This window comes from Reyranella sp., assembly GCF_044224635.1.
Taxonomy (GTDB): Bacteria; Pseudomonadota; Alphaproteobacteria; order Reyranellales; family Reyranellaceae; genus Reyranella.
Genome location: NZ_JBGAKA010000049.1, coordinates 53,376 through 65,094 on the forward strand (window position 1 = coordinate 53,376; position 11,719 = coordinate 65,094).

At 62.3% G+C, this 11,719-nt stretch carries 12 protein-coding genes and 3 pseudogenes; 9 read left to right on the forward strand and 6 right to left on the reverse strand.

The window, feature by feature from the left end; all coding sequences use genetic code 11:
* Together ACILR9_RS30595 and ACILR9_RS30600 are read left to right on the forward strand one after the other, a co-directional pair.
* Complete coding sequence (locus tag ACILR9_RS30595) at positions 1 to 1,044, forward strand: toprim domain-containing protein (RefSeq protein WP_395713768.1); 1,044 nt, start codon at positions 1 to 3, stop codon at positions 1,042 to 1,044.
* A gap of 298 nt (positions 1,045 to 1,342) precedes the next feature.
* A complete protein-coding gene (locus tag ACILR9_RS30600) occupies positions 1,343 to 2,278 on the forward strand; it encodes a DUF2493 domain-containing protein (protein ID WP_395713778.1) in 936 nt (311 codons plus the stop codon).
* 68 nt (positions 2,279 to 2,346) lie between these two features.
* Here ACILR9_RS30600 and ACILR9_RS30605 read toward each other — a convergent pair whose 3' ends face one another.
* The 4 genes and pseudogenes from ACILR9_RS30605 to ACILR9_RS30620 all read right to left on the reverse strand — a co-directional run bounded on the left by ACILR9_RS30605 (position 2,347) and on the right by ACILR9_RS30620 (position 4,414).
* Entirely contained in the window at positions 2,347 to 3,108 is a 762-nt protein-coding gene (locus tag ACILR9_RS30605) for a transposase (RefSeq protein WP_395713769.1), read from the reverse strand.
* 61 nt (positions 3,109 to 3,169) lie between these two features.
* Positions 3,170 to 3,631 (reverse strand): annotated as a pseudogene (locus tag ACILR9_RS30610) (transposase); the annotation flags it as partial.
* A 124-nt stretch (positions 3,632 to 3,755) separates the two neighbouring features.
* Positions 3,756 to 3,944 carry a transposase gene (locus ACILR9_RS30615; protein WP_395713771.1) on the reverse strand — a complete coding sequence of 63 codons (189 nt, stop codon included), beginning with the start codon at positions 3,942 to 3,944 and terminating at the stop codon, positions 3,756 to 3,758.
* 266 nt (positions 3,945 to 4,210) lie between these two features.
* Positions 4,211 to 4,414, reverse strand: a complete 204-nt coding sequence (locus ACILR9_RS30620; protein WP_395713772.1) for a hypothetical protein — start codon at positions 4,412 to 4,414, stop codon at positions 4,211 to 4,213.
* A 123-nt stretch (positions 4,415 to 4,537) separates the two neighbouring features.
* On the opposite strand from ACILR9_RS30620, the gene ACILR9_RS30625 reads away from it, so the two are divergent.
* The 3 genes from ACILR9_RS30625 to ACILR9_RS30635 all read left to right on the forward strand — a co-directional run bounded on the left by ACILR9_RS30625 (position 4,538) and on the right by ACILR9_RS30635 (position 7,745).
* Positions 4,538 to 5,281, forward strand: coding sequence for a Crp/Fnr family transcriptional regulator (locus ACILR9_RS30625; protein ID WP_395713773.1), 744 nt, complete (start codon positions 4,538 to 4,540; stop codon positions 5,279 to 5,281).
* A gap of 371 nt (positions 5,282 to 5,652) precedes the next feature.
* The gene (locus ACILR9_RS30630) at positions 5,653 to 6,840 is read left to right on the forward strand and encodes an IS256 family transposase (RefSeq protein ID WP_395713774.1); all 1,188 of its coding nucleotides are present in this window, start codon (positions 5,653 to 5,655) and stop codon (positions 6,838 to 6,840) included.
* Positions 6,841 to 7,262: 422 nt separating this feature from the next.
* Complete coding sequence (locus ACILR9_RS30635; protein WP_395713775.1) at positions 7,263 to 7,745, forward strand: hypothetical protein; 483 nt, start codon at positions 7,263 to 7,265, stop codon at positions 7,743 to 7,745.
* Here ACILR9_RS30635 and ACILR9_RS30640 read toward each other — a convergent pair.
* Positions 7,700 to 7,895, reverse strand: a pseudogene (locus tag ACILR9_RS30640) (DUF736 family protein); the annotation flags it as partial. The gene ACILR9_RS30635 and the pseudogene ACILR9_RS30640 sit on opposite strands and share 46 nt — an antisense overlap.
* 391 nt (positions 7,896 to 8,286) lie before the next feature.
* On the opposite strand from ACILR9_RS30640, the gene ACILR9_RS30645 reads away from it, so the two are divergent.
* Together ACILR9_RS30645 and radC are read left to right on the forward strand one after the other, a co-directional pair.
* Positions 8,287 to 8,610 (forward strand): DUF736 domain-containing protein, encoded by a 324-nt coding sequence (locus ACILR9_RS30645; RefSeq protein ID WP_395713779.1) that lies wholly within the window; start codon positions 8,287 to 8,289, stop codon positions 8,608 to 8,610.
* A gap of 260 nt (positions 8,611 to 8,870) precedes the next feature.
* A complete protein-coding gene (gene radC / locus ACILR9_RS30650; protein ID WP_395713776.1) occupies positions 8,871 to 9,551 on the forward strand; it encodes a DNA repair protein RadC in 681 nt (226 codons plus the stop codon).
* 41 nt (positions 9,552 to 9,592) lie between these two features.
* On the opposite strand, the gene ACILR9_RS30655 is transcribed toward radC, so the two are convergent.
* Entirely contained in the window at positions 9,593 to 9,826 is a 234-nt protein-coding gene (locus ACILR9_RS30655; protein WP_395713777.1) for a helix-turn-helix domain-containing protein, read from the reverse strand.
* A 273-nt stretch (positions 9,827 to 10,099) separates the two neighbouring features.
* Between ACILR9_RS30655 and ACILR9_RS30660 the strand changes: the two genes are divergently transcribed.
* A complete protein-coding gene (locus ACILR9_RS30660; protein WP_395713780.1) occupies positions 10,100 to 10,378 on the forward strand; it encodes a DNA -binding domain-containing protein in 279 nt (92 codons plus the stop codon).
* A 187-nt stretch (positions 10,379 to 10,565) separates the two neighbouring features.
* Positions 10,566 to 11,687, forward strand: a pseudogene (locus tag ACILR9_RS30665) (ISAzo13 family transposase); the annotation flags it as partial.
* Positions 11,688 to 11,719: the final 32 nt, after the last annotated feature.

The window sequence follows — 11,719 nt, forward strand, 5'->3', positions numbered from 1 at the left end:
ATGCCGTCGCACGCCGCAGACCTGGCTCGCCGTCTCGCGCGCAACGCCGAGGCGGTGTGCCGTCACTACCTTTCCAACGGCCATCGGGAGGGCCGCTACTGGCTGGTCGGCGATGTCTCCAACACCCGCGGCCGCAGCCTGTTTGTCCGCTTGAGCGGCCCGGACCACGGCAAGGGCGCCGCCGGCAAGTGGACTGACGCCGCCACCGGCGAGCATGGCGACCTTTTGGACCTCATCGCGCTCAGTCGCGGTCTTGACCGGCTGCGCGACACCCTCGCGGAGGCACGCTCGTTCCTTGCCCTGCCTCCTGGCCCAGTTCCACGGCGGGACCGCGTTCCAGCGCCGCGTGGTTCGCCCGAGTCGGCGCGCCGTCTCTATGCCATGTCTAGGCCGATCGCGGGCACGCTCGGGGAATCCTACCTGCGCGGTCGTGGCATCCTCAGCACGGCTGTCGGTGAACCATTGCGCTTCCATCCGCGTTGCTACTATCGCCCCGACGACGATAGTCCAACCGAGACCTGGCCGGCTCTGATCGCCGCGGTCACCGATCTTGGCGGCAAGATCACCGGAGCGCATCGCACCTGGCTCGACCGGTCGGGCCAGGACAAGGCGCCGATTGCTTCGCCGCGACGGGCCATGGGCCATCTCCTGGGGCATGGCGTCCGCTTTGGCGTGGCCGACGACGTTATGGCCGCAGGCGAGGGCATCGAGACCATGCTGTCGCTGCGCACGATCCTGCCGGTCTTGCCGATGGTCGCTGCCCTCTCCGCCAACCACCTGGCAGCCCTGTTTTTTCCACCGACGGTGCGCCGTCTGTACGTCGCACGCGATCGCGACCCGGCCGGCGATGCCGCGATGGCCAGCCTGCACCATCGGGCCACGGCTGCCGGGATCGAGACGCTTGGCCTGTCGCCCAACCTCGACGATTTCAACGAGGATCTCCGCCGGCTGGGTATCGAAGACTTCCGGGTGTCTGTGCGCTGGCAGCTCGTCCCGCAGGACGTCGTGCGCTTCATGACCTCGAACATGACCGTGACGGGATGACGAGGGCACGGCCAATCGCTTCGTGGTCGGTCGCCTTGATGCCCTTCGGATCGGAATAGGCCTCGCCCCGGCCTTCTAGAGGGCGATCGGACGGCAGTCAGCCCGGCCCCACAACGGCTGGCCTGCGGCTTTCTTCCCCTGCCAGCTGCGCCGGCATTCCTCGCGAGACAAGAAAGCCTCGGCCCGCCGTCCTCCGCTGCGCTCCGGCCGCGAGCGGTGCAGGACCGGACTGCCCGCCGTCTGAGTGATCGCCACGAAGGCCGCGGTGGGCGCGGCCGATCCGAGAAAGGACATCACCATGGCGACCAACGACGATCCCGACTTCGAGCCCGTGCACGACGCATCCCCAACCGATCACGTCCTCACCGAGCTCCAGCTCTTTGGCCATCGTCCCTTCCAGGACGAACCCGATCCCCGGCCGCTACCCGAAGCCCAGACCATCACTGGCGCCGTCGTCGACATCTTCGATGCACTCGCCGCGACACTCAACGACACGCGCCTCGAGCCCGATCTCGAGGACCTGCTGTGGTCGACCGTCAACCTGTTCCATCGCAGCGTCGCACGCATCGAACGCGAGCTCGACGACAACGAGCGCACGCAGCATCGCAGCCAGCGGGAGCAGAACGGCTCCGAAGTCCGCTCGGTCGAGCTCGAGCGGCTTGTCGCCGAGGGCCTGACCTTGATCGAACGCCGCAATGCCATGGAGCTCTTCCGAGACCAGGCCGCCGATCGCTTCGAGGCCCACACCGGCTCGGCCTGGCGGCCGCGCACGGGATCGATGGTCAACCACCGCGCCCTTACCGCTGCGATGATCGACAGCCGGGAGTTTCTTGCTGCTCGACGCCGGGCCGAGACCGAATTGCTTGTACCCGCCGGACCGAAGATCGCCTTCAGCGGTGGTGGCGATTTCAACGATCATCAACTGATCTGGAGCACGCTCGATAAGGTCCACGCCAAGCATCCCGATATGGTCCTGTTGCACGGCGGCTCGCCTACGGGCGCCGAGCGCATTGCCGCCCGCTGGGCCGACACCCGCAAGGTCACGCATATCCCGTTCAAGCCGGACTGGACACGGCACGCCAAGGCTGCACCCTTCAAGCGCAACGACCAGATCCTGGAGGTCCTGCCGATCGGTGTCGTCGTCTGCCCCGGTTCGGGCATCCAGGAGAACCTCGCCGACAAGGCCCGGAAGCTCGGCATCCCGGTCTGGCGCTTGGGCGTGGGCGGCGCGTGACAGGCTGTGTGAAAACGCCGGTGCGTCGCCTCGGCGGAGCACCGGCTACCGCCGCGACGTTGCTCGCCTCAACTCGGCGTTGCCACGAGGTTGATGCTCCGGATCATGTTGAAGGCCAGTACGGAGAGCGCCATCTCGGTGCTTGTTCCTGCAATCCCGCGGGTAAGAAAGCGCCCTGTCATCATCCGTTTCATTGTCCCGAAGGGATGTTCCACCGAGCATCTTCGGAGCCGCATCAACTCCGGACGATTTGCGACACGCGCGGTCATGCGATCTAGGGCGTCTTCGTGGACGTGCCGCGTCACCGATCGACGCGTCGCTGTTGTACAACGAGACTTGAGCGCGCAGCCGCTGCAATCTCGCGATACATAGAAGACACTCTGGGGATGAACTCGTTGGGTTCGCGCAAGCACCCGCCCAGCTGGACATCTAAAGCTGTCATCGTCGGCGCTGTAGACGAAGTCGGAGCGTTCAAATTCATCGCCGTTGCCTCGGTTGTTGACGGAACGCTTGACCGGTACGCAGGCCGTGATGTTGTCCGCTTCGCACGCCGCGGCCGCATTGCCATTTGAGTAGCCGGTATCGGCGACAACGGTTAAATGCTCGCGATCCAGTAGCTCCTTCACGGCCTTTGACATCGGGTGCAGCATCCTCAGGTCATTAACCTCGTCGGTCACGGCGTGGTGAATGATGAGGCCGGTGTCGGCGTCGACTGCGATTTGGATGTTGTAGGACGGCGGCTTGCCGCCCCGGCCAAAACCCATCGGTCGCGCGTCCAGTTCGCCGTCGACGAGCAAAGTGCGATCATCCCGTTCAAGGTAGCTCGCCAAACGATTCAGTTCGTCGCGGCGTCTTCTCGGCTTCCTCGGCGATCCGCCGCCGATCAAGCACCCTGTTCTGACTCGCCGCCGCGCGGAGCTTCGCGCCGTCAATCGCGACCAGCTTGGCAGCGAACACACCCTGATCCCGGCAGAACAGGACGAACGCGCGGCAGGCGCCCACGATTGCGGGGCCATTATCGCGCCGGAAGTCGGCGACCGTCTTGTGGTCAGGCGCGAGCCGCCCGACCAGCCACATGACTTCGATGTTGCGCTTGCACTCGCGCTCGAGCCGGCGCGACGAGCGAATCTCATTGAGGTAACCGTAGATGTAGAGTTTGAGCAAATCGCGCGGGTCGTACCCAGGCCTGCCCGTAGATGCTGGTGCAGCACGCTCGAAACCAAGCCCGACGAAGTCGAGGCCGTTGACGAATGCGTCGACGACGCGAACGGATGCCGTGCTGTCGATATAGTCGTCTAGCAGTGGCGGCAGTAACGTCGCTTGGTGCCGATCGTCTCCCGCGACGTAGACCATACCTGCTCCAATTGAGGCTATGGTGAAGGTCTACACTGCTTCAATCGCCGCTTCACGGGGAAAGAGCCCGCGCACAACGCCAAGTTTCTCTGAGAGATTGTATCAGTTCTAGGGTCGAGACTCATTAAATCCACCAGACGATAGCAGCAGCGAGGCAGACTGAGGCCAGGAAGTTTCGAGCGAGCCTGTCGTATCGAGTGAAGATGCGCCGGAAGTCTTTGGGGCGGCAGAAGGCATTCTCGATGCGATGCCGTTGCCTGTAGGCCTTCTTGCTGACGCGAAACGGCTGGAGGCGGTTGGCCGTGTTGGGCACTATGGCTTCCCGCCGCCGCGTGGCGGCTTGTCAGAGATAGGCACGGCAGTGGGTTTGATTTCGATCAATGCCTTGAGTGCGTCACGCTACAATTTTAGGCTTGTTTTGGGGGATGTTTCGAATGTGCAACTGGCAGCCGATTGAATCTGCGCCATTTGGGCGAGAACTGCAGCTCAGCGTGATTGAAGGCGAAGTCCATGCGCTGGTCTTCGCATGCTCGCGAACGCAAGCCGGCTGGATCGACACTCGTGGGCAGCGGGTCGAGGTCAGTCCATCTCATTGGCGCGACTGGGCTGAAGCTCAGACGCCCTGCGCGTGCTGACTGGCGCCTGGAGTTTCGCGAGGCTGGCTCTCTCCTTGCCTAACAAGCCTTCGATAGTGCGGCGAACGGCCGGATCCTTCTCAATCTCCAGCAGGTGGCAGTAATGCTTGATATTCAGCTCGCTGATCTCTCGCGCGGAAGTGAACATGTCCTCGCCCCTCGACTGTGCGATTTCGTACAAACATCTGGTCGAACCGTCGACCGCCAGCGCGCCAAAGTTTGATCCGAATCAAGGATCCACGGCCTTTGCCGTGGCATCGATCTATTCAGAATGAATCGCAGCGACGCCAAAACGCGGCTTACGACCGCCTTGGGCGGCCCTAAATTGCTGGGCCCGCCGTTGTTCAGTGTCGGCAATCCGGCACGGGTGCACCAACTGCTCACGGAAGACGAACGGGCACGCCTGTCGCTCATCGCATCAGTTGCGCGGTTCAACAAGGGGGACATGCTGCTTCGTGCCGGCGAACCGGCTGACGCGGTCTACAATGTCATCACCGGCGTGGTGAAATCGTTCGCGGTCGAGCCCGACGGAAGCAAGACCATCAACGGGTTCCTGTTTACCGGCGACCTGGTGGGCCTGTCTGACGAGGGCAAGTATGCAAACTCGGTTGAAGCGGTCACGGCCGTCACGACATATCGCCTGCCGGTGAGCAAGCTTGAGAGCCAGCTTCGCAAAGATGCGGAGTTGGAGTTCCATGTCATTTGCAAACTGTGCGAAGAGCTTCGCCAGGCACAGCGGCATGCCTTTATTATTTCCCGCAGAGAGGCCGCCGTAAGGGTCGTGCTGTTCCTGCACCTCATGGAGCAGATGCAGGCAGATCGCGGTGAGCCCACGAACGAGATTTATCTTCCTATGGATCGCACCGCAATCGGCGGGTTCGCGGACCTGTCACTCGCGTCGGTAAGCCGAGCCTTTCGAAAGCTCACGCTCGATGGGGTTATCGCAGTCCGTAATCGGCATCACGTTGTGGTAAGGGACCGGAAGGCTTTCGACCAACTTGCCGCCCTCGCATGAAAACAGACTCACGTTAGCTATGACTTTATGAGTACCGACCCTAGCTCATTGAGCTTTGGGCTTCGTCTCGTCTGGCGTTTGCGATTGCTGTTGCGCTTGCTGCTGTTCATGGACAACAGAGCTTGGCGGGGCGGCCCAGCGTCCCCAAGTTGCGCCTCCAATCGGGCTGCCTGTTCTTCAAGTTCCTTTGCGTAGGCTAGGATGCGGGTCGTGCCCCGCGGAGTGGTGTAGGTAGCTGGGGGTAGGTAGCCCGCCGTAGCGACCGCCAAGAGTCTGGCGGAGGCGGGCTACTTATCCCCAGCGGAGGTCATCGGCGATTTCAGGGTAAGGGTCGGGTTGCTGACACCAAACCTGCAACCGAGAGACCACCGATGACCGATGAGATGATGCACCTGCGCGCGCTGGTGGAGAAGACCCCCGACAGCGATGTTTTGCGCGACATGATTGGCTTTGCGGCCGAGCGGCTGATGGAGCTGGAGGTCGGCGCGCTGACCGGCGCGGCGCACGGCGAGAAGAGCGCGGGCCGGCTGGCGCAGCGCAATGGCTATCGCGATCGCGACTGGGAGACGCGGGCGGGCACGGTCGAGCTGCGCATCCCGCGCCTGCGCAAGGGGAGCTATTTCCCGAGCTTCCTTGAGCCGCGTCGGATGGCAGAGAAGGCGCTGACGGCAGTAATTCAGGAAGCCTACATCCAGGGCATCTCGACCCGCTCGGTCGACGAGCTGGTCAAGGCGATGGGGATGAGCGGCATCTCCAAGAGCCAGGTCAGCCGGCTGTGTGAGGACATCGACGGCCGGGTGAAGGCCTTCCTCGATCGGCCGATCGAGGGTGACTGGCCGTACCTCTGGGTCGACGCCACTTACGTCAAGGTCCGCCAGGCCGGCCGGATCGTCTCCGTCGCGGTTGGCGTCAACGCGGACGGCCGTCGCGAGGTGCTCGGCATGGACATCAGCCCCTCCGAGGCCGAGACCTTCTGGACGGCCTTCCTGCGCAAGCTGACGCGCCGCGGCCTGCGCGGTGTCAAGCTGGTGATCTCAGACGCCCACGAAGGCATCAAGGCCGCGGTTTCCAAGATCCTCACAGCAACTTGGCAGCGCTGCCGCGTCCACTTCATGCGCAACGTGCTCGCCCATGCCGGGCGCAACGGCCGCCGCGTCGTCTCGGCCTTCATCGCCACCGCCTTCGCCCAAGACGACGCCGAGCAGGCTCGCGCCCAATGGCGCCGCATCGCTGATCAGCTTCGACCAAAGGTGCCAAAGCTTGCTGCCCTGATGGATAACGCCGAGCCCGACGTGCTCGCCTACATGAGCTTCCCGGCACAGCATCGCGTCAAGTTGCACTCCACCAACCCACTCGAGCGACTCAACGGCGAGATCAAACGACGCACAGACGTCGTCGGAATCTTCCCCAACGAGGACGCCATCATCCGCCTCGTCGGTGCAATCCTGCTCGAGCAGAACGACGAGTGGGCCGTTCAGCGCGCCAGGTACATCACTCTGGAAAGTATCGCTCCCTTCAGCGATGATCCCTTCGTCGGGCTGCCAAACGTGGCCGCCTGATCAATCCGGCCCAGCCCGGAAACGCCCCGCCTCCGCAGGCACCTACATCACGAAACGGGGCACGATCAGGATGCGTTGCCCGTCCTCGGAGGAGACGGCACTCGCCAAGCGCCTGGCTCGCTGTGCCATGCCGCGAAGTTCAGCGACTTGCTTGACTAGCTCCGGCGACATTTTCCCAGCCTGCCGCGAAACCGATCTAACGCCAGTAGCGGGAACTGGTTGCGGTTAAGCGTCGAGAAATTGCGCGGCGATGGCGTTTGTCTTATGTGGCCCGCGCGGAGCTGTCTTAGGAGCGGCGGCGGGGTTTCCACACAGCCTGGTGAGCGCCGCCTTTCTGCCAAGTTCTCACTCGACTATCATTCGAACGCGCCGTGGTGGTGGTGGAAGGCGCAGGTGCTCGACCTGTGTCACGGAGATCCACCATGGCCATCAGTATCGTTCTCGGCTTCTTCGGCCTCGGCTTCTTCTGCTGGCTGCTGTTCACGCTGGCAGTCTATGCACTTCCTTTTCTCGCTGGACTGAGTGCAGGCTTGGCTGTCTTTCATGGTGGCGCGGGCCTCTTCGGGGCACTGGTCGTCGGTTTGGTCGTCGGCGTGACGATCTTGGTGTTCGGACAGATTGTGCTGACCACTGTCCGCACACCGGTGATCCGCCTCTTCATCGGACTGATCTATGCCGTACCCGCGGCCGTCGCCGGCTATCAGCTATGCTTCGCGCTTGCGGGCATCGGCATGTCTGCCGGCGGATGGCAACACGCCTTCGCGGCCGCTGGCGCCATCCTCGTTGGCGCGACTGCCTTTGCGCGCATGGCGCTCGTTATCCCGCCGTCGGCCGGGCGGGACTCTGTGGAGGGTACGGCTCAGTCAGCCGTTGACTTGCGGCCCCACGACCAGATCAAGGTGTAGCTCTCGCCATCCAGATCATCGAACAGGTTGGCGAAGATGGGCGCCATGAAGCTTGGGTCGTCGAGCTGAAAGAGATAGTCGCCCCTCCTTCGACTGCTTCGACCAAGCAGTCCCGATCTCCGCGCGCCTGACGAAAACCCGCTGGCTGGGGCATGTCATTGTACTGGTTGGCGCCTGTTGAAATGCCGCCTTTTCCTACGCTACGGCGTCTTTCTCTTCGCCTGGCGTCCCGGCTCTCTTGTGCAGGACCTTTCACGTCAGCCACGTCTTCTCCGAGGATGCTGTTCGGTGCGCGACCACGGCCTCTCTTTGGCTGATCTGGCCAGAGGACGGCTGCGCCTCGATCGCCTAGCCGCAATGGCGTCGGTGGGACTTTCTTCCCCTGGGCTTCGCCCATTCCTCGCGAGGCAAGAAAGTCTCACCGCCGCCATCCTCCGCTGCGCTCCGGCCCGCGAGCGGGTGCGTCGTCGATCGCCTCCGGCCTGCAGATCGCCATCGAGGCCGCGATGGTCGCGGGTTCGAACAGCAAAGGAGAAGTCACATAGCTAACATCGGTTCCTTCAAGAAGTCCGGCAACGAATACCAGGGCGACATCGTGACCCTGAGCGTTCAAGCCAAGGGTGTCCGCATCGTTCCCGAGGCCAATCGGTCCAACGACAACGCCCCCAGCCACCGGGTCTTCGTCGGTCGTGCCGAGATCGGGGCTGCCTGGTCGAAGCAGTCGAACGAGGGCAGGGAATACCTCTCTCTCAAGCTCGACGATCCGAGCTTCACGGCGCCCATCTTCGCCAACCTGTTCGACGATCCGGATGGCGAGAGCTACACCCTGATCTGGTCGCGCAGCCGCAAGAAGAGCGGCGAGTAAGCCGACGCCCCCAGAGCCCCGCCCGGGAGACCGGGCGGGGTTTTCTGCGTTTGGCTGCCTTGCGCGAGATGGCCGCGATGCCGATGAGATTGACGAGTGCTGCAGAATTTTGAGCGGGCCGTTGGAGATGAACTGACAAATGCGCCCGGCGGCGGGGAGTCAGTCTGTGAGAGCAAGAGGACGGCCGGGAGCGGGTGAGCCGTATGCCTCCGAGAGAGCGGGCCTGCGGTTTGCCCGTCCTGCTCTCCGGAACATCATCCATGTCTGCATCATCTTTGATTCTTGCACCCGCGTTGCCGACCCAGGGTCTGGCGATGAACGGCAGCTTCGTTGTCCCGCCGACAGAAGAGACGACGGAGCGGGACTTGCTCGCCGGCTTGCTCACTTCTTCACAAGCTACGGCGTGTGCTTCCGCCCTCTTGCAACACTTTCCCAGCATTGGCCATGTCATCGCAGCCGAACCGTCGCAGCTTCGTGCATTTGGAATGGCGGCACACGACATCGCCGTCTTTCGCTTTGTCCGGGAAATCGCATGCCGCATGGCCAGAGCCGAAGTGCGCAGCCGGCCGGTTCTCAGCAATTGGCAGGCACTGATCGCCTACTTGCAGACCGCGATGGCTTACGAGCAGATCGAACAATTTCGAATCCTGTTCCTTGACCGCAAGAACAATCTCATCGCCGACGAGGTGCAGCAGCGTGGCACGGTCAATCACACACCCGTCTACCCGCGAGAGGTTATGAAACGTGCTTTGATCCTCAACGCCTCCGCTCTCATCGTCGTGCACAATCATCCGTCTGGCGATCCCAAGCCGTCCCGGGACGACATCGAGACGACGCGTGAATTGAAGGCAGCCGCCAACGCCCTCGAGGTTGAGTTGCACGACCATGTCGTGATCGGTCACGGCAAGCACGCATCGTTCAGGTCGCTGGGGTTGCTCTAGCGCGGCAAGCAGCCGGATCAGTTGGACCTCACGACTAACGGTCAATGTCCGCGTGGCACTCGCTTCTGTGGAATCTTCAGGAGTTCAGCGGGCTCAACGCCAAGAGCCTCCGAAAGACGGCCGACGACGTTGAGGCTTGCGTAGAACGTGCCTTTCTCGAGCTGGCTGAGATAGCTGCGGCTTACGTTCGCCTCATAGGCCAGCTCATCCTGCGACACGCCCTTTGCATTGCGCAGTCGTCGCAGATTGGCGGCGAACACCTCCCGCAGGTCCATGCGGGAAGCCAAGCCAACTGTTCAATATATAGCACCTCGATATACTGAACAAAATGTCGTACGGAGGCGTTAACACGTTCTCAGCTTGAGGAGACTTGTGTGGTCAACGAAGCAACACCGGTTCCCGTGCGGAAGTTCGACACTGGATCAAACGGCCATCCGCGAATCTCGTCAGCGACTCTTGTCAGGAATTGGTGGCGCTAGCGTCATCTCGCTTCATCGGTCCTTCGATGATATGCAATCGTGCAGATTGAACTTTCATTGAGTGACACCATGGCCAAGACGCCACTCGATCCGCCTGTATCCGATACCGCTCCGACGGAGTCCGTACTGACCGGCTACGATGAACAGCATCTTGTGACGTATTTGCGTCTCCTTGACGCCGATGCCGAAGAGGCAGATTGGCGCGAAGTTGCAAAGGTGGTTCTGCACATCGATCCTGATCACGAGCCCGAACGTGCCAGGCGTGCCTGGGAGAGTCATCTCGCCCGCGCCAAATGGATGACCGAGAGCGGTTATCGTCATCTTCTCCTTGGCGGCGCACCAAACTGACAATTGGTTGCTTGCGCGTACCGCAATCGTCTTTGCGCGGGGAGTCGCTAAGGGCCTGTGGCGAAATAATCGAATCGAAAGAGGTTGTATAAAGCAGTAATAGAATCCGGATTTCGAGCATATCGAATAGGGAAACGCTATATATTGACGAAGTGGTCGATTGGGACGCCATTCGTATGCGCTATGAGCCGGCCGGGGCGGCATCGCGATGGTGTCGCATCTCACAGGCATAGCGCGCAGCACGATCGGGCGCGGCCTGAAGGAGCTCGACGAGGAAGCAGCCGAATGGCCGTACGGCCGCATTCGCCGCAGCGGAGGTGGTCGCAAGGCGGCGACACTCAAGCAGCCCGGCTTGCGCAAGGCCTTGCTCGATCTGGTCGCCTCGGCCACCCGAGGCGACCCACAGGCGGACCTGCTGTGGGTGAGTCGCAGTCAACGCCATCTCGCCGCCGCCTTGGCCGATCAGGGCTATCAGGTCAGCGCCAACCTGGTCGGCCGCCTGCTCAAGGACCTCGGCTTCAGCCTGCAAGCCAACGCCAAGACCCGCGAGGGCAAGCAGCACCCTGACCGCGATGCCCAGTTCCAGCACATCAACGATCAGGTCCAACGTTTCCGACGATGCCGGCAACCGGCGATCTCCGTCGACACCAAGAAGAAGGAGCTGGTCGGCGATTTCAAGACCGCCGGCCGGGAACTGCGGCGCAAAGGTCAACCGCAGCCCGTGCGCGTGCACGACTTCGTCATCCCGGAAAAGGGCCGGGCGGTCCCCTACGGCGTCTACGACATTGCCGCCAACGAAGGCTGGGTCAGCGTCGGCATCGACCACGACACCGCGACCTTCGCCGTCGAGAGCATTCGTCGCTGGTGGCGACGCCTGGGACGCAAGCGCTACCCCAAGGCCAAGCGCCTGCTGATCACCGCTGATTGCGGTGGCAGCAATGGCGCCAGGGTCCGCCTCTGGAAGGTCGAGCTGCAGAACTTCGCCAACCAGACCGGCCTCACCATCACCGTCACCCATCACCCGCCTGGCACCAGCAAGTGGAACCGCATCGAGCATCGCATGTTCGCCTTCATTACCCAGAACTGGCGCGCCAAGCCCTTGCTCTCCCACAAGGTCATCGTGCAGCTCATCGCCGCCACCACGACAACCTCCGGACTGACCATCGCCTGTGACATTGACGCTACGAACTATCCCAAGGGGGCCAAGATCTCCGATCAACAGATGAACCAACTCAATATTCGCTACGACCGCTTCCATCCCGATTGGAACTACGCCATCGTTCCTGCACTCAAGCGTCAAGCCACATGACAAATCGAAGCGTTTATTTCGTCACAGGCCCT

Bases quoted from the DNA above. Each gene is read 5' to 3' on its own strand.
- ACILR9_RS30595 (WP_395713768.1), top strand. From the start codon at position 1: ATGCCGTCGCACGCCGCAGACCTGGCTCGCCGTCTCGCGCGCAACGCC.
- ACILR9_RS30600 (WP_395713778.1), top strand. From the start codon at position 1,343: ATGGCGACCAACGACGATCCCGACTTCGAGCCCGTGCACGACGCATCC.
- ACILR9_RS30620 (WP_395713772.1), bottom strand. From the start codon at position 4,414: ATGTTCACTTCCGCGCGAGAGATCAGCGAGCTGAATATCAAGCATTAC.
- ACILR9_RS30625 (WP_395713773.1), top strand. From the start codon at position 4,538: ATGAATCGCAGCGACGCCAAAACGCGGCTTACGACCGCCTTGGGCGGC.
- ACILR9_RS30630 (WP_395713774.1), top strand. From the start codon at position 5,653: ATGACCGATGAGATGATGCACCTGCGCGCGCTGGTGGAGAAGACCCCC.
- ACILR9_RS30635 (WP_395713775.1), top strand. From the start codon at position 7,263: ATGGCCATCAGTATCGTTCTCGGCTTCTTCGGCCTCGGCTTCTTCTGC.
- radC (WP_395713776.1), top strand. From the start codon at position 8,871: ATGTCTGCATCATCTTTGATTCTTGCACCCGCGTTGCCGACCCAGGGT.
- ACILR9_RS30655 (WP_395713777.1), bottom strand. From the start codon at position 9,826: ATGGACCTGCGGGAGGTGTTCGCCGCCAATCTGCGACGACTGCGCAAT.
- ACILR9_RS30660 (WP_395713780.1), top strand. From the start codon at position 10,100: ATGGCCAAGACGCCACTCGATCCGCCTGTATCCGATACCGCTCCGACG.